The sequence below is a fragment of the Bradyrhizobium sp. Kon56 genome, from assembly GCF_055807635.1.
Genome location: NZ_JBVVOU010000008.1, coordinates 168,878 through 185,130 on the forward strand (window position 1 = coordinate 168,878; position 16,253 = coordinate 185,130).

Sequence of the window (16,253 nt, forward strand, 5' to 3'; positions counted from 1 at the left end):
AGTGCCGGACTCAAGGCGCTTGCCGAGCGGGATTCTCGCCGATTCCGGAACCCCCTGCGGCGTTTTTATAAAGCGCCCGCTGTGGCCAAACTAGGGCTTTTGCGGCGGGACGGAAAATCACTCTCAATTCGACGATCCCCGGGTCGTCAATATGACGATCCCCCGGTCGTCAATTCGACGATCCGGCCGTGGCCATCCGTTTGGCCAAAAATCCATCGATCGCCTGCGCCATCGAGCCCACGGCACGCGACCGCCATCCCTCGGAGACCAGATGCTCGAGGTCGCCCTTGTTGGAGACATAGCCGATCTCCACCAGGACCGACGGCACGTCGGGCGCCTTCAGCACCCGGAAGCCGGCTGACTTCAGGGGATGCTTGTGCATCCGCACCGTCGACTTCATTTCGCCCATCAACAGGCGGGCAAAACGGCTTGAAAAGGTACGGGTTTCCCGCTGGGTGAGATCGATCAGGATGTCGGCGACATCGGTCGGCTCCTCCGCGAGGTTGAAGCCGGCGATGGCGTCCGCCCGGTTTTCCGCATCCGCCAGCCGCTGCGCCTCGGCGTCGGAGGCCTTGTCGGACAACGTGTAGATGGTCGCACCCTGCGCATCGCCCTCAGCGCGCGGCAGCGCGTCGGCATGGATCGAGACGAACAACGCCGCCTTGAGGCTGCGGGCGACTTTGACCCGGTCGTTGAGCGGGATGAAGGTGTCGTCGTCTCGGGTCATCACCACGCGATATTTGCCGGTCTTTTCCAGCCGTTCGCGTAGCGCCAGGCCAAAGGCCAGCACCAGATTCTTCTCGCTCTCGCCGCTCGACTGCGTGCCGTTGTCGATGCCGCCATGGCCGGGATCGACGACGACCACCGCGCGGCCATCGGCCTTCTGCCCGGCTTCAGGGTGGGCAGATGCGGGAACCGTCGCGGGCGGCGGATCGGCAATAGCCGGCCGCAGCTCAGGACGGTTTTCCGGAGCCAGCGACGGCACGAAGGCGGTGCGCTCGACCTCCTCCATTTCGAGCACCAGCCGCGCCGGCTGGCCGTTGGCAGCCTCCACCACGTAGGAATTGGCGATCTTGGCCGGGCCCGTCAGGTCGAACACGATTCGGGAGCCGCCGGGCATCACCAGCCCATAGCGGAAGGCCTTGACCAGTCCGCGTCCGCCGGACCCGGTCCCGGCGGGAAGTTGAAAATTGACCTGGGGAACGTCAACCACCACCCGATACGGGTCGGCCAGAGTGACTGCGCGGAAGCTAACGGTCTGATCGATGTCGAGGACAAAGCGAGTCTGCCTGCCGTCCCCGGCCAGTCGGGCGGCCGAGGCCGTTGGGAAATTCGCTGATGCAACAGGGAGTTGAGGCTGACTTTCCGCGGCCTTCAGGCGCGAGGAATCAGCACACGGCAATGCCGCCGCGCAGAGCAGCACGCATCCCAGCAGGATCCTTTGATTTGCGCGGCTCGCCACCGATTCCGTGCCTCCGAGCAGCCTCTTTAACGCAATAGAACCACAGGGTTAAACGATCCTTAATGACAGACACGCGAAACTCGCTGACTGTGACCGCCGTGCGACGCTCCTTGCACGGATGGCCCAATCCACGTATGTACGGAATGCTGACGGCCGATATTTCCGGTTGTGTCGCATTCAGCCTCCCGGTGCAGCGCCGGAACTCTCAAGGTTTGGGAATTCCAGCGTTTTTCCGTTCCCCTCTAAGTCCAGCGCGGTGCGCGGCAGCAAGGTGGAGCGGGGCAAGCCCCGGCGGCGGAACGGTCCTCGGTTACCAACACGTTTCCGGGACGGTTCTGACAGCGGCGCAACCCGTTACCCGGTCCCTTAATCCCAAGGGAGCGGTTCGTAATACCCCAAGGCGAGCGCGCTCGCGCCATGCCTGGCCAACAGCAACTGATTGAGGGGCGGCCCCGCCGCCCAATGTTTCATACGGGCCGACGCTTGATGCGCCAGACTGTGCCGACCAATTCTGAAGGACCATTCGCGACGCTGCGGAGTGACAATTCCGCGCGCCGCTTCGGTCCTCCGGCTTTCGGTTCGGCAAGGCGCGAGAGACGGTGTTTCGGCCTTCCCCTCACCCCCGAATCAGGTGGACCGTCGCGTCACCCGGCAGCGCTGATGGCGCCCACGGTGAATCGCGCCCGCCGCCGCCAAGAGTTAAGACATGCCCAACAAGATGTTGATCGATGCCACCCACCCGGAAGAGACCCGGGTCGTCGTGGTCCGCGGCAATCGCGTCGAAGAGTTTGATTTCGAGACCGCGCAACGCAAGCAACTGCGCGGGAATATCTACCTCGCCAAGGTCACAAGGGTCGAACCCTCGCTCCAGGCCGCTTTCGTCGAATATGGCGGCAACCGCCACGGCTTCCTCGCCTTCAGCGAAATCCATCCCGACTACTACCAGATCCCGGTTGCCGACCGGCAGGCGCTGATCGAAGCCGAGGAGCAGGCCCATCGCGAGGCCGAGGAAGAGAGCGAGAACCGCTCCCAGGGCCGCCGCCGCTCCCGCCACCGCAATTCCCGCCGCCGTAGCCATGGCGAGCGCGTCCGCAGCGAGGTCGTCGAAGGCGATCCCGCGGCCCGGCAGGTCCAGGGCGAGGCCCTGCCTGAGGGCGCTTCGCACGAGGGCGAGCACCTGCACGCCGACGCAGAGCATCACGGCGAGCACGAAGGCCACGATCATCACGGCCACGAAGCACATGACCACGAAGGGCATGACCACGACGACCATCATCATGCCCATGGTGACGATCATCACGTGCACGAACATCACGACCACGATCATGATAGCGAGCACGATCATCACGACCATGATCATGCCGACGAGACACCGGCGCCTGTCGCAGCGATCGGCGCCGAGCCCGCGGTCGCCACCGAGGCCGTTGCCGAGCCGCAGGAGTTTGCCTCCGACGCACACGCCGACGATCTTGCCGAGGCCGTGACATCGGCTGCTGAGCCTGCCGACGCCGTGTACGCCGCGGGCGAGAGTGCGCAGGCTCCGCATCACGACTCCGAAGCGACGGCCGAGGATGACGACGAAGACGAGGACGACGAGGAAGCCGAAGAGGACGTCGTTGAATCCGTCGGCGGCGACGATGTGCTGGAGGAAGTGCCGGAGCGCACCTTCCGTCCCCGCCGCCAGTACAAGATCCAGGAAGTCATCAAGCGTCGCCAGGTGATGCTGGTGCAGGTCGTCAAGGAAGAGCGCGGCAACAAGGGCGCGGCGCTGACGACCTACCTCTCACTCGCCGGCCGTTATGCCGTCTTGATGCCGAACACCGCGCGCGGCGGCGGCATCAGCCGCAAGATCACGAGCGCGCAGGACCGTTCGCGCCTGAAGGAAGTGGTGCAGGATCTCGACGTGCCCGAGGGCATGGGGATCATTCTGCGCACGGCGGGTGCCGCCCGCACCAAGCCCGAGATCAAGCGCGATTTCGAGTACCTGATCCGCATGTGGGAGACGGTGCGCGACATGACGCTGAAGTCGCAGGCCCCGACCCTCGTCTACGAGGAAGGCTCGCTGATCAAGCGCTCGCTGCGCGACCTCTACAATAAGGAGATCGACGAGATCCAGGTGGCGGGCGATGCCGGCTATCGCGAAGCGCGCGACTTCATGAAGATGTTGATGCCCGCCAATGTGATCGCGGTGAGGCAGTATCGCGACGGCCAGCCGCTGTTCTCGCGGATGGGCGTCGAAAGCCAGCTGGATGCGATGTTCTCGCCGACCGTACAGTTGCGCTCCGGCGGCTACATCGTGATCAACCAGACCGAAGCGCTGGTCTCGATCGACGTCAACTCCGGCCGTTCGACGCGCGAGCATCATATCGAAGATACCGCGCTCAAGACCAATCTCGAGGCCTCCGAGGAGGTTGCGCGTCAGCTTCGGTTGCGCGACCTCGCCGGCCTGATCGTCATCGACTTCATCGACATGGACGAGAAGCGCAACAACCGCGCGGTCGAACGCAAGCTGTCCGATTGCCTCCGGCAGGACCGCGCGCGGATCCAGGTCGGACGCATCTCGCATTTCGGCCTGCTCGAGATGTCACGCCAGCGCATCCGCGCTAGCGTGCTGGAATCCTCAACCGATCCCTGCACGCATTGCGGCGGCACCGGCCATGTCCGCTCGGTGTCCTCGGTTGCGCTCCAATTGCTGCGCGGCCTCGAAGAGATCCTGATGAAGGGCGCAACCCACAACCTCGTGGTCCGCACCCGCACCGACGTCGCGCTCTATGTGCTGAACCACAAGCGCGGCCATCTGCGCGACCTTGAGAACGGCTTCAAGGTCACGCTGTCGGTCATCGCCGACCCGAGCGTCAGCGGACCGCAGGCCTATGTCATCGACCGCGGCGAGCAGGTGCATACGCTGGAAGCCGCCAAGGCTCTGCTGGCGGCCCAGGCGGCCGCAAGCCCGCCGCCCCTGGTCGAAGAGGCCTATGACGACGAGGAGTTCGATCCGGAGAGCGAATCCGAGGTCGAGACCGAGGAGACCGAAGGTCTCATCGAGGAGCAGACCGCAGGCGACGCCGCTACCGAGCAGGACAGCCAGCGCCGCAAGCGTCGCCGTCGCCGCCGCGGTCGCGGTGGTCCGCGGGACGAGGAGACGCGCGAGGATGGCGCGCCCGCTATTGCCGAGACGGCCATGGCGGCCGGCGAAGGCGAAGAGGATGCCGAGGCCGAACCGGAAGGCGAGGAAGGCGAGGAACAGGCAGCCCGTGGCGAGCAGCAGGGCAGCGCCGATCGCCGTCGCCGGCGTGGTCGCCGTGGTGGCCGCCGCCGTCGCGGTCCTGGCGAGGAAGGTCTCGCCGGCTCCATCAGCGACGAGCTTAGTGCCAATGCGCCGTCGGAAGCCACCAACGCAGTCGCCGATTTCGACAGTTTTGGCGGCGAGGCAGCGCCCTCGATCGCGCAGGCCGAGCACACGTCAGAACCTCAGGTCACCCAGCCTGAGCCGCGGGCCGAAGCACGGATTGAAGCAACGGCCCAGCCTGAGCCGGCTCCTTCGGCCGCGGACGAGGAGCACGCGGACGACAAGGCTGCACGACGCCGTTCGACGGTTCGGGAAAAGGTGAGCTTCCTGTCGAGCAGCCAGAGTGAACCGGCACCGGTTGCACAGGCGGCCGAGCCGGTTGCCCCGCCCACACCCGCTCCGGAGCCCGCGCCCTCAGCGGCAAGCGAAACCTCGCCCGCACCGCGTCGTGCCGGCTGGTGGTCCCGCCGCTTCGGCGGCGGCGAATAGAGCAACAAGATAGTTGAAACCGCCCGGCCAAACCGGGCGGTTTTGATTTGGCGAGGTCAGTTCAATGCAAAGCGCGATCGTCCTCGGCGGCGGCATGATCGGCGTCAGCGCGGCGCTGCACCTGCAGCAGCGTGGCTGGTCCGTCACGCTGATCGACCGCAGAGAGCCGGGCCGAGAGACCAGCTACGGCAATGCCGGCATGATCCAGGCGGAAGCGGTGCGCCCCTACCCGATGCCGCGCGACCTCGCCACGCTCCTGAAGATCGCGACCGGCCGCACCAATGACGTGCGTTACAGCCTGTCTTCGCTTCATCTCCATATCGAGCCCCTGCTTCGCTATTGGTGGCATTCGGCGCCGAAGCGGCATCGTGAGGCGATCGACGCCTGGGCGCGGCTGATCGCCTACGCGACGGCGGAGCACGACATCCTCATTCGCGAAGCCCACGCCGACAATCTGATCCGCCGCGCGGGTTACCGGCACCTGCATCGCGACGCAGCTTCGTTCGATCTCGCCGTCAAGGCGGCGGAAGAAGACCAGCGCGAATTCGGCGTGAGGTTTCGTGCGCTCTCGGGCGCCGAGCTCGCCAAGGCCGAACCTGTCCTGCGCGACGACCTGCCCGGCGCGATCCATTGGCTCGACACCTGGACCGTGTCCGATCCCGGCGCGCTGGTCACGGCCTATGCCGATCTGTTCGAGCGCCTCGGCGGCACCATCGTGCTCGGTGATGCCCAAAGCCTGCAGCAGACCGCCACCGGCTGGTCGGTCAAGACAGACCATGGGCGCGTCGACGCCGCCCACGCCGTCGTGACGCTCGGGCCGTGGTCGCCCGATCTCCTGCTCAAATTCGGCTATCGCATCCCGCTGGTGCGCAAGCGCGGCTACCACATGCATTACAGCGGCGGCGCCTCGCTCGATCTGCCGCTGGTCGACAAGGCCGGTGGCTACGCCATGGGTCCGATGGCGAAGGGTCTCCGCATCACCACCGGCGCGGAGCTGACCGGCCTGGACGCGCTGGCAACGCCCGTGCAGCTCGCCAGCGCGGAAGCTTCCGCGCGCGAGCTGATCGACCTCGGCAAGCGGGTCGAGCCCGACCCATGGTTCGGCACCCGCCCCTGCACGCCCGACATGCTGCCGGTGCTCGGCCCCGCCCCACGCCATCCCGGCCTCTGGATGAACTTCGGCCACGGCCACCAGGGCTTTACGCTGGGACCCGCGACCGGGCGCCTGCTCGCGGAGATGATGAGCGGCGAAACGCCCGCGATCGATCCCACGCCGTACCGGCCGGAGCGGTTCTAAGCCCTCGCAGCGAAAGAAAAAGGGCTGATCGAGGATCTCGACCAGCCCTATTATTTCAACATCTGACGGCGCTCGGCACCGCCACATGCAGATCAGTCCGTCGTGACCGCCGTTTCCATGTCGGTCGGATCGATCTGCCGGGCGAGGTTGGCGTTGAGCTTGTCGCGATCGAGTTCGCCCTCCCACCAGGCGACGATCACGCAGGCAACGCCGTTGCCGCACAGATTGGTCAGCGCGCGACACTCGCTCATGAACTTGTCGATGCCGAGCACGATCGCCATGCCCGGCACGAGGCGCGGATCGACCACGGCGAGCGTCGCCGCCAGCGTGATGAAGCCCGCGCCCGTGATGCCGGAGGCGCCCTTCGAGGTCAGCATCGCCACCACCAGGATGGTGAGCTGCTGGCCGAAGGTGAGATCGAAGCCCAGCGCCTGCGCGATGAACAGCGTCGCCAGCGTCATGTAGATGTTGGTGCCGTCAAGATTGAACGAATAGCCCGTGGGCACCACGAGGCCGACCACCGACTTGGAGCAGCCGAGGCGCTCGAGCTTTTCCATCAAGGACGGCAACGCGCTTTCCGAGGACGAGGTGCCGAGCACAATCAGCAGCTCGTCCTTGATGTAGGCGAGGAACTTGAAGATGGAGAAGCCGGCGAAGCGCGCGATGATTCCGAGCACGACGAATACGAACAGCGCCCCGGTCAGGTAGAACGTCGCGATCAGGCCGACCAGGTTGAGGATCGCCCCGGTGCCGAACTTGCCGATGGTGTAGGCCATCGCGCCGAATGCACCGATCGGGGCTGCGCGCATCACGATGGAGATGACGCCGAACACCGCATGCGCGGCGTCGTCGATGAACGAGCGGATGGTGTGGCCGCGTTCGCCGAGCCCCATGATGGCGAAGCCGAACAGCACCGAGAACAGCAGCACCTGCAGGATCTCGCCTTGCGCGAAGGCGCCGACGACGGTGTCCGGAATGATGTGCAGCACGAAGTCGACCGACTTCTGGCCTTCGGCCTGCTTGGCGTAGTTGGCGACGGCCTGCGCATTGGCGGCGGCACCGCCGAAGCCCGCACCCGGCTTCACCAGATTGCCGATGACTAGGCCGATCACCAGTGCGAAGGTCGAGACGATCTCGAAATAGACCAGCGCCTTGACGCCGATGCGGCCGACCTTCTTGGCGTCCTGGATATGGGCGATGCCCGAGACAACGGTGCAGAAGATGATCGGCGCGATCACCATCTTGATCAGCTTGATGAAGCCGTCGCCGAGTGCCTTGATCCACTCATTGGTGGCGACCGACGGCCAGAGCCAGCCGACGATGGCGCCGAGCACGATCGCGATCAGCACCTGGATATAAAGTACCTTGTACCACGGCTTGGCGGCGGGCGGCGCGACCGGCGCCCCCACCATCGTTGTCGTCGTCATTGTTTCACTCCCCCTCAAAACGCCAGGCCAGCCAAGATCAACTTGGCCGGCCCTGTCAATCGGAACTGCTCGATATTGCGCGCTTTACCCGCGATCGACCACCCGGCGTATCGCCGGCATCAACGTCGCGCCCAGCGCGTTCTTGACCAGCGACGCCGCAACGAACGGCATCAGGCCGACCTGCCACGCCTTTGCGGCGCCCAGGCCGAGACCGAAGGCCAGCCAGCCAAAGCCCGCGGCCAGAATGAGGATGTGGCCGGCCGCCATGGCCGCAAACAGCAGCGTTACGCTGCGATCCCAGCCGCGCTCGGCGAGCCAGCCGGTGACGAAGGCGGCGCCAATGAAGCCGAACAGGTAACCCGCGGTCGGGCCCACCAGCGGTGCAATCCCACCGACAGGGCCGGCAAACACCGGCAGGCCCATCGCGCCCTCGGCGAGGTAGGCGATCATGGTTGCGCTGCCAAGCCGCCAGCCATAGGCGGCGCCGATCATCAACACGACCAGCGTCTGCAACGTCATGGGGACGTAAGGCAGCGGCAGGTTCACCTTGGCTGACAGCGCCATCAAGACGGTGCCGAGCGCAATCAGCACGACAGCGCGCAAGGCGCCGACGGTTTCACCCGGCCGGATCGGCCACATCAATGCGGCGAGAGGAGAATGCGTGGTGGTAGAGGGGACGGAACGGTCAGACAAGTTGCACTCCAGAAGGCGGGCGAAAACTGGCGGCTATTTAAGCCAGTGAGCGATCCGGTCAACTGCTTCCCGCATCTCCGCAGCCGAACGCGCATAAGAGAGCCGTATGAATGAACGACCATGGATGGGATCGAAGTCGAGGCCCGGCGTGACCGCGACATGGGCCTGTTCGAGCATCTGCTTGGCGAACTCGAAACTGTCGGAGGTGAAATCCGAGACGTCCGCATAGAGATAGAACGCGCCGTCGGCCGGCAGAAATCTGGTCAGGCCGGCCTTGGGCAATCCCTCGATCAGGATGCGCCGGTTTTCCTGATAGCCGTGCTTGATCTCCTCCATCTCGGCCGCGCCGTCGAAGGCCGCTTCGGCCGCGATCTGCGACAGCGACGGCACCGAGATCGACAGGTTCTGCTGCAGCCGCTCGATCGGCCGCACCAGAATCTCGGGCACGACCATCCAGCCGACGCGCCAGCCCGTCATGCAGAAATACTTCGAGAACGAGTTGATCACGAGCGCGTGGTCCGACAGCGCCGCAGCCGTCACGGCGGGAAACGCGTAGTCGAGCCCGTGATAGATCTCGTCCGAGATGAAACGGATGCCGGCGTCTTCCGCCGCAGCGATCAGGCCGGCGAGCGCCTCGCGGGACATCATCGTCCCGGTCGGATTGGCGGGACTGCCGACCAGCACGCCCTTCAGCGGCGCCTTGCGATGGGCGGCCAGCAGCGCCTCGCCCGTCAGCGCATGGCGGGTCTCGTTCGTGGTCTCGATCAGCACCGGCTCGCAGCCGAGCGCGGTAAGGATATGACGGTACGGCGGATAACCCGGCACCGTCACGGCAACGCGGTCGCCCGGCTCAAACATCGCCAGGAAAGCCAGAATGAACCCGCCGGAGGAGCCGGTGGTCACTACGACCCGCTCGGGGCTGACGTCACAGCCATAGGCATCGCGATAATGCCGCGCGATGCGCTCGCGCAAGGAGGGGATGCCGAGCGCTGAGGTATAGTCGATCCGCCCGGCCTCGAGCGCCACATGGGCGGCTGCAATCGCGGTCTTAGGCGCGCCGGCGGCGGGCTGGCCAACCTCCATGTGGATGACATGGCCCCCGGCCGCCTCGATTCGGGCCGCCGCGGCCATCACGTCCATCACCATGAACGGGGGAACATCGCTGCGGCGGGAGGCCGCGAGCCACTGCCCCAACCGGTTCCTCAAGGTCGCATCGTGCATCGATTTCTGCTATTCGCTGGCGGGGCCGATCCGTCCGACCCGGGAAAAACGGGGTGCTTGCGCCCCAGACTGGCCGCATTGTACGGCTCATAAGGGGAACGGCTCAAAAGGGCATATCGCGTATCCGGTCCGCCGCCAATCGCCAAAACCAATCACGAAACTGCTCGACCAAGACTGCTCGAACAAGAATGCTTGACCAGCCTGCTGATAAGACCGTTTGACCCAGACCGCTTGATGTTGTTCCAGATCGCATTGCGCAAGAAGGCCACCGCCCTCATCTCCCTCCTCGCGGCGGCTGCGATCGCGCTGACGCCGTTCTCGGCCGCGCATGCGCAGGCCAAGGGGCCGCCGGTCCTGCGCGACACCGAAACCGAGCAGCTGCTGCGCGAATACACCCGCCCGATCCTGCGGGTCGCCGGCCTGGAGAAGCAGAACATCCAGATGGTGATCGTCAACGAGGGCTCGTTCAACGCGTTCGTCGCCGATGGCCGCCGCATCTTCGTCAATTACGGCGCGATCCTCCAGTCGGAAACGCCAAACCAGATCATCGGCGTGCTCGCGCACGAGACCGGGCATCTGGCCGGCGGCCATTTGTCCAAGCTGCGCGAGCAGCTCGCCAACGCCCAGACCCAGATGATCATCGCCATGCTGCTCGGTGCTGGCGCGATGGCGGTCGGCAGCACCCGCGGCAGCGGCAGCGCCGGCAACAATGGCCTTGCCAATGCAGGAGCCGCCGCCCTTGCCGGCCCGCAGGAGATGATCCGCCGGACCTTGCTGTCCTATCAGCGCCAGCAGGAGGAGAACGCCGACCGCGCCGGCGTGAAATTCCTGACTGCGACCCAGCAGTCGCCGAAGGGCATGTACGAGACCTTCAAGCGCTTCACCAGCGAGAGCCTGTTCGCGGCTCGCGGCGCCGATCCCTATCTCCAGTCGCACCCGATGCCCGCCGAGCGCGTCGCTTCACTGCAGGAGTTCGCCAGCGCCAGCCCTTATTGGGACAAAAAGGACGATCCCGCGCTCCAGCTGCGCCACGACATGGTGCGCGCCAAGATCTCCGCCTTCATGGAGCGGCCGGAAACGGTGTACCGCCGCTATCCCCTGACCAACGACAGCATGCCGGCGCGCTATGCCCGCGCCATCAGCACCTATCTGCACGGGGATTTGCGCAGCGCGCTCACCCAGATCGACGCGCTGATCCAGGTCCAGCCCAACAACGCGTATTTTTACGAGGTGCGCGGCCAGGCCCTGCTGGAGGGCGGCAAGCCGGCGGAGGCGATCCCGGCCCTGCGCAAGGCTGTCGCACTTTCGAACAACGCGCCCCTCATCGAGATGTTACTTGGGCAGGCTCTGGTTGGGTCCGATAATAAGGCCTACGCCGATGACGCCGTTCGGATTCTCCGGGCCGCGGTCGCACGGGAACCGGAGGCCGTGCTCGGCTACATGCAGCTCGCGATGGCGTATGGGCGGAAAGGCGACTATGCCGAGGCGGATCTGGCGTCGGCGCAGGCCGCCTATCTGCGCGGCGACAACAAGACCGCCCGCGAGCTTGCGACGCGCGCGAAAACCCGTTTCGCCGTCGGCACGCCCGGATGGGTCAAGGCCGACGACATCGTGGCGTCGAAACCGCCGCGCAACTGACAAGACCAAGACGATCTTACAAGACGACGCCTTACGCCACGACGCCTTACGAAACGACGTCACGACACCGAGCTTAAGTCCGCCGGGACGTTTTCCGAAACCTGCTTTGGATAAGAGGATTTGCCTATGCCTTCGCTGCGCCTGCTTGCTCCCGCGCTGTTTGCGCTCGCCATGTTCGGCGCAGCCGCGCCCGCGTCGGCCGACAGCTTCTCCGATGCCCAGCGCACGGACATCGAGGCGATCATCAAGAACTATCTCGTCACCCATCCCGAGGTGCTCGAGGAAGCGATGACCGAGCTCACCAAGCGCCAGGCCGCGGCGGAGACGCAGAAACACGAGGCCAGCGTCGCTCAGAATTCCGATGCGATCTTCAACTCACCGCGCCAGGTCGTGCTCGGCAACAAGGACGGCGACGTCACCTTCGTCGAGTTCTTCGACTACAATTGCGGCTACTGCAAGCGCGCGATGGACGACATGCTCACCCTCATGAAGGCCGATCCGAAGCTGAAGGTGGTGCTGAAGGAGTTTCCGGTACTGAGCCAGGGCTCGGTCGAAGCGGCCCAGGTCGCCGTCGCGGTGCGCATGCAGGATCCCTCCGGCAAGAAGTACCTCGACTTCCACCAGAAGCTGCTCGGCGGTCGTGGCGCGGCCGACAAGGCGCGCGCACTTCAGGCGGCCAAGGAAGCTGGCCTCGACACCGCTCGAATCGAGAAGGACATCGGCAGCGCCGAGGTGCGCAGCACCATCGAGGAGAACTTCAAGCTCGCCGAAGCAATGGGCATGAACGGCACGCCGAGCTACGTGATCGGCAAGCAGATCGTTGTCGGCGCCGTCGGCGTCGATAGCCTGAAGGAAAAGATCGCTGTGGCCCGCTGCGGCAAGGCGACCTGTTAAAAAGGCGACCTGCTAACAAGGCGACTTGCTGATCAGCGATCTGACTGATCAGCGATCTGCTCTACAACTTCACGCATGCAAAAGGCCGGCTGAAAAGCCGGCCTTTTCATTGCGCCGAAATTTGGCGCACGCATTCATCTGGCATTCAACAAACAAAAGCCTCGGAACCACCGAAGTTCCGGAACAACTCAAATCTCCTTTCGTTGTCGGCGCGGGCAATGACGCAAATGAACCCGTGAGGAGAATTCCATGTCTAACCGCTTTATGATCTCGGTTGCCACACTCGCGCTCGTCGCGGGCACCGGTCTGGCGAACGCACAGGGCACCATGAACCGCGACAGCGGTGGCGGCGCCGGTGGTGCGCAGACGCAGCATTCGCAGCCCTCCGGCGGCGCCGCCGAACGCGGCGGCTCGATGGGTAAGGAATCCGCCCATGAGAAGGGCACCGTCGGCCAGGCCGGCGGCTCCAGCAGCATGAAGTCCGGCACGTCCGCCGAGGACAAATCCTCCGGCGCAACAAAGGACGAGCACTCCGGCCGCGAGATGAACAAGAACGCGGCTGAGGACAAGTCCGGCGCCACCAAGGGCCAGCACACCGACGAACGCGCGCAGGGTCAGCAGGACAAGTCCAAGAGCATGAGTCAGGACACGAGCAAGTCCGGCGCCAAGGACCAGAAGGACATGAAGGCTGAGGGCGCCAAGAGCGGCACCAGCAGCACCAACAATGCCGAGAACCAGAAGGGTACCGAGACGCGCACCAACCAGAACGCTCAGGGCCAGACCGGCACCAGCACCAACCAGAACGCGCAGGGTCAGAGCAGCACCAACACGACGGTCGGTCAGGCCGGCGCGGGCGCCAAGCTCTCGACCGAGCAACGCACGCAGATCACCTCGGTGATCCGCGAGGAGCACGTGCGTCCGGTGACCAACGTGAACTTCTCGATCTCGGTCGGCACCCGCATTCCGCGCGAGGGTATTGAGCTGCACACCCTGCCGTCCCGCGTCGTGACGATCTATCCGGAATGGCGGACCTATCGCTACGTCCTGGTCAAGGATGAGATCGTGATCGTGAATCCGGACACCTATGAGATCGTGGCTGTCCTGAACACGTAAGACGATACCCGGCAACCATCGGGGGCGGGCAGCAATGCCCGCCCCTTTGCCGTTCGGCCGGCAGCCATGCTTCGGACTGGTTAACAAGCAATTTCCGTAGCTTCCACACAGATTTTTGCACCCCGGATGAGGTATCTGAAGCCACCTCGGAGGTCCTTCAAGGCTTCCCCTCACGCGCTTTGTTACCTATAACCCCCGCCACGCTGAAGCAGCTCTTGCGGGATTGGAATGGCCGAACCAGCAACCGACACGATCCTTGTCCTGAACGGGCCGAACCTCAACATGTTGGGGACGCGCGAGCCCGAGAAGTACGGGCATGCGTCGCTGGCCGACGTCGAGGCGCTGTGCCGGGAGACGGCGGCGACGTTCGGCCTCAAGGCCGACTGCCGGCAGTCCAACCGCGAAGGCGAGCTGATCGACTTCATCCACGAGGCACACGCCCGCAAGATGAAGGGCATCATCATCAATGCCGGCGGCTATTCGCACACGTCGATCGCGCTGCACGACGCGCTGCTCGCGGTGCAGATCCCGACGGTCGAAGTGCACGTCACCAACATCCACGCCCGCGAGAATTTCCGTCATCACTCCTACACCGCGCGCGCGGCCTTCGCCTCCCTCTGCGGTTTCGGCGTCGAGGGCTATCGCCTCGCCATCCAGGGCCTTGCCGCCAAGCTCGGCATCAAGCCCAAAGCCTGACGCTCCCTTCACACAGAACATTCGGATCAAACAACATGGCGCGCCAGCCAGACGACAAAGCAGCCGCAAAGTTTTCCAGCGAGGATTCTGCCCTCGTCCGCGAGCTCGCCTTGCTGCTCGATGAGACCAGCCTCACCGAAATCGAGATCGAGCGTGCCGGCCTGCGCCTGCGTGTCGCCCGCAATATCAGCGTCGCCGCGACCATGCCGATGCAGATGGCAGCTGCCCCCGCCGCGCTCCCGGCGGCCGCAGCTGCCGCCGCGCCTGCCGCTGCCGACCTGTCGAAGCATCCCGGCGCCGTGACCTCGCCGATGGTCGGCACCGCCTATTGGGCGCCGGAGCCCGGCGCCAAGCCGTTCATCGAGGTTGGCAGCAAGGTCTCGGTCGGCCAGACGCTGCTGATCATCGAAGCCATGAAGACCATGAACCAGATCCCCTCGCCGCGCGCCGGCACGGTGACGCAGATCGTGATCGAGGACGGCCAGCCGGTCGAGTACGGCGAGCCGCTCGTGATCATTGAGTGACGTTCGAGGGCGGTCTCATCGCCCTCGCCGCTTTCCGCGCGTCAGTCCAATAAGGACACCATGTTCGACAAGATCCTCATAGCCAATCGCGGCGAGATCGCCCTTCGCATCCTCAGGGCCTGCAAGGAGCTCGGGATCGCGACCGTCGCCGTGCATTCAACCGCCGACGCCGACGCCATGCATGTGCGCCTGTCGGACGAGAGCGTGTGCATCGGGCCGCCGGCCTCCAAGGACAGCTATCTCAACGTGCCCGCGCTGCTCGCGGCCTGCGAGATCACCGGGGCCGATGCCGTGCATCCCGGCTACGGCTTCCTGTCGGAGAACGCGCGCTTCGCCGAAATCCTCGCTGAGCATAATCTGCATTTCATCGGCCCGAAGGCCGAGCACATCCGCCTGATGGGCGACAAAATCGAGGCCAAGAGGACCGCCAAGAAGCTCGGCATTCCCGTGGTGCCCGGCTCCGACGGAGGGGTCGGCCCCAACGACGACGCGATGGCGATCGCCAGGAAGATCGGCTTCCCCGTGCTGGTCAAAGCCGCGGCGGGCGGCGGCGGCCGCGGCATGAAGGTGGCCGAGAGCGAGGCCGATCTTCAGGTCGCGCTGTCGACGGCCGCCAACGAGGCCAAATCCGCCTTCGGCGATGCTTCCGTCTACCTCGAGAAATATCTGCAGAAGCCGCGTCACATCGAGATCCAGATCCTCGGCGACGGCCGCGGCGGCGCGATTCATCTTGGCGAACGCGACTGCTCGCTGCAGCGACGCCACCAGAAGGTCTGGGAGGAAGGCCCCTCGCCCGTGCTGACCGCGGCTGCGCGCGCCAAGATCGGCGAGACCTGCGCCAAGGCGATGCGCGAGATGAAATATCTCGGCGTCGGCACGATCGAGTTCCTGTTCGAGGACGGCGAGTTCTACTTCATCGAGATGAACACCCGCATCCAGGTCGAGCATCCCGTCACCGAGAGCATCACCGACATCGACCTCGTGCTGGAGCAGATCCGCATCGCCGCCGGCGGCGACCTGCCGGCGAGGCAGGACGAGGTCCAGGTCATCGGCCACGCGATCGAGTGCCGCATCAACGCCGAGAATCCGCAGACCTTTCGTCCTTCGCCCGGCCGCATCACGCAATATCACCCGCCCGGGGGGCTCGGCGTGCGGATCGATTCCGCAGTCTATCAGGGCTATACGATCCCGCCTTATTACGACTCGCTGGTCGGCAAGCTGATCGTGCACGGCAAGACCCGCGGCGAGTGCCTGATGCGGCTGCGCCGGGCGCTGGACGAGATGGTGGTCGAGGGCATCGAGACCACCCTGCCGCTGTTCCGCGCTCTGGTGCGCGAAGACGACATCATCAACGGCGACTATCACATCCACTGGCTGGAACAATATCTCGCCAACAAGGCGGAACCCGCCCCGAAGTAGCCGTCCTTTCCCGTGGAACCCTTTGGCCCCAATCGCGTTTGGCACGATGGGGACAGTTCCGAGGGGGCGTTTTGAAGTCCGGCAAGCCTGA

13 protein-coding genes are annotated in these 16,253 nt (G+C 65.1%); 8 read left to right on the forward strand and 5 right to left on the reverse strand.

Annotation, left to right across the window (positions count from 1 at the left end):
• Window positions 1-169: 169 nt before the first annotated feature.
• Both AC0L3B_RS15695 and AC0L3B_RS15700 read right to left on the reverse strand, forming a co-directional pair.
• Window positions 170-1,462 carry an N-acetylmuramoyl-L-alanine amidase gene (locus AC0L3B_RS15695; RefSeq protein WP_473380684.1) on the reverse strand — a complete coding sequence of 431 codons (1,293 nt, stop codon included), beginning with the start codon at window positions 1,460-1,462 and terminating at the stop codon, window positions 170-172.
• A 616-nt stretch (window positions 1,463-2,078) separates the two neighbouring features.
• A complete protein-coding gene (locus AC0L3B_RS15700) occupies window positions 2,079-2,822 on the reverse strand; it encodes a hypothetical protein (protein ID WP_473380685.1) in 744 nt (247 codons plus the stop codon).
• Between AC0L3B_RS15700 and AC0L3B_RS15705 the strand changes: the two genes are divergently transcribed.
• Together AC0L3B_RS15705 and AC0L3B_RS15710 are read left to right on the forward strand one after the other, a co-directional pair.
• On the forward strand, window positions 2,763-5,240 hold the full coding sequence (locus tag AC0L3B_RS15705) for an Rne/Rng family ribonuclease (RefSeq protein WP_473380686.1): 2,478 nt from the start codon (window positions 2,763-2,765) through the stop codon (window positions 5,238-5,240). The two genes, AC0L3B_RS15700 and AC0L3B_RS15705, sit on opposite strands and share 60 nt — an antisense overlap.
• 64 nt (window positions 5,241-5,304) lie before the next feature.
• Window positions 5,305-6,537 (forward strand): NAD(P)/FAD-dependent oxidoreductase, encoded by a 1,233-nt coding sequence (locus AC0L3B_RS15710; RefSeq protein ID WP_204511082.1) that lies wholly within the window; start codon window positions 5,305-5,307, stop codon window positions 6,535-6,537.
• A gap of 92 nt (window positions 6,538-6,629) precedes the next feature.
• On the opposite strand, the gene AC0L3B_RS15715 is transcribed toward AC0L3B_RS15710, so the two are convergent.
• From AC0L3B_RS15715 to AC0L3B_RS15725, 3 genes are all read right to left on the reverse strand, one after another.
• Window positions 6,630-7,964: a dicarboxylate/amino acid:cation symporter gene (locus AC0L3B_RS15715; protein ID WP_473380687.1), complete on the reverse strand. Its 1,335-nt coding sequence runs from the start codon at window positions 7,962-7,964 to the stop codon at window positions 6,630-6,632.
• A gap of 84 nt (window positions 7,965-8,048) precedes the next feature.
• Window positions 8,049-8,603 carry a biotin transporter BioY gene (locus AC0L3B_RS15720; protein WP_204513929.1) on the reverse strand — a complete coding sequence of 185 codons (555 nt, stop codon included), beginning with the start codon at window positions 8,601-8,603 and terminating at the stop codon, window positions 8,049-8,051.
• 87 nt (window positions 8,604-8,690) lie between these two features.
• Complete coding sequence (locus AC0L3B_RS15725; RefSeq protein WP_018454478.1) at window positions 8,691-9,878, reverse strand: pyridoxal phosphate-dependent aminotransferase; 1,188 nt, start codon at window positions 9,876-9,878, stop codon at window positions 8,691-8,693.
• 234 nt (window positions 9,879-10,112) lie between these two features.
• Between AC0L3B_RS15725 and AC0L3B_RS15730 the strand changes: the two genes are divergently transcribed.
• The 6 genes from AC0L3B_RS15730 to accC all read left to right on the forward strand — a co-directional run bounded on the left by AC0L3B_RS15730 (window position 10,113) and on the right by accC (window position 16,162).
• Window positions 10,113-11,516: a M48 family metalloprotease gene (locus AC0L3B_RS15730; protein ID WP_473380688.1), complete on the forward strand. Its 1,404-nt coding sequence runs from the start codon at window positions 10,113-10,115 to the stop codon at window positions 11,514-11,516.
• A gap of 126 nt (window positions 11,517-11,642) precedes the next feature.
• On the forward strand, window positions 11,643-12,410 hold the full coding sequence (locus tag AC0L3B_RS15735) for a DsbA family protein (protein WP_018454480.1): 768 nt from the start codon (window positions 11,643-11,645) through the stop codon (window positions 12,408-12,410).
• 249 nt (window positions 12,411-12,659) lie between these two features.
• Window positions 12,660-13,523: a DUF1236 domain-containing protein gene (locus AC0L3B_RS15740; RefSeq protein WP_247405123.1), complete on the forward strand. Its 864-nt coding sequence runs from the start codon at window positions 12,660-12,662 to the stop codon at window positions 13,521-13,523.
• A gap of 228 nt (window positions 13,524-13,751) precedes the next feature.
• Window positions 13,752-14,219, forward strand: coding sequence for a type II 3-dehydroquinate dehydratase (aroQ, locus tag AC0L3B_RS15745; protein WP_247395218.1), 468 nt, complete (start codon window positions 13,752-13,754; stop codon window positions 14,217-14,219).
• A 35-nt stretch (window positions 14,220-14,254) separates the two neighbouring features.
• Entirely contained in the window at window positions 14,255-14,743 is a 489-nt protein-coding gene (gene accB / locus AC0L3B_RS15750; RefSeq protein WP_007591611.1) for an acetyl-CoA carboxylase biotin carboxyl carrier protein, read from the forward strand.
• 60 nt (window positions 14,744-14,803) lie between these two features.
• Window positions 14,804-16,162 carry an acetyl-CoA carboxylase biotin carboxylase subunit gene (gene accC / locus AC0L3B_RS15755; protein ID WP_018454483.1) on the forward strand — a complete coding sequence of 453 codons (1,359 nt, stop codon included), beginning with the start codon at window positions 14,804-14,806 and terminating at the stop codon, window positions 16,160-16,162.
• Window positions 16,163-16,253: the final 91 nt, after the last annotated feature.

What these genes read in the sequence shown, in the direction of transcription:
- accC (WP_018454483.1), top strand. Translation starts at nt 14,804, where the DNA reads ATGTTCGACAAGATCCTCATAGCCAATCGCGGCGAGATCGCCCTTCGC.
- AC0L3B_RS15715 (WP_473380687.1), bottom strand. Translation starts at nt 7,964, where the DNA reads ATGACGACGACAACGATGGTGGGGGCGCCGGTCGCGCCGCCCGCCGCC.
- AC0L3B_RS15730 (WP_473380688.1), top strand. Translation starts at nt 10,113, where the DNA reads ATGTTGTTCCAGATCGCATTGCGCAAGAAGGCCACCGCCCTCATCTCC.
- AC0L3B_RS15725 (WP_018454478.1), bottom strand. Translation starts at nt 9,878, where the DNA reads ATGCACGATGCGACCTTGAGGAACCGGTTGGGGCAGTGGCTCGCGGCC.
- AC0L3B_RS15740 (WP_247405123.1), top strand. Translation starts at nt 12,660, where the DNA reads ATGTCTAACCGCTTTATGATCTCGGTTGCCACACTCGCGCTCGTCGCG.
- AC0L3B_RS15735 (WP_018454480.1), top strand. Translation starts at nt 11,643, where the DNA reads ATGCCTTCGCTGCGCCTGCTTGCTCCCGCGCTGTTTGCGCTCGCCATG.
- accB (WP_007591611.1), top strand. Translation starts at nt 14,255, where the DNA reads ATGGCGCGCCAGCCAGACGACAAAGCAGCCGCAAAGTTTTCCAGCGAG.
- aroQ (WP_247395218.1), top strand. Translation starts at nt 13,752, where the DNA reads ATGGCCGAACCAGCAACCGACACGATCCTTGTCCTGAACGGGCCGAAC.
- AC0L3B_RS15700 (WP_473380685.1), bottom strand. Translation starts at nt 2,822, where the DNA reads ATGATCATGGTCGTGATGATCGTGCTCGCTATCATGATCGTGGTCGTG.
- AC0L3B_RS15710 (WP_204511082.1), top strand. Translation starts at nt 5,305, where the DNA reads ATGCAAAGCGCGATCGTCCTCGGCGGCGGCATGATCGGCGTCAGCGCG.
- AC0L3B_RS15720 (WP_204513929.1), bottom strand. Translation starts at nt 8,603, where the DNA reads ATGTGGCCGATCCGGCCGGGTGAAACCGTCGGCGCCTTGCGCGCTGTC.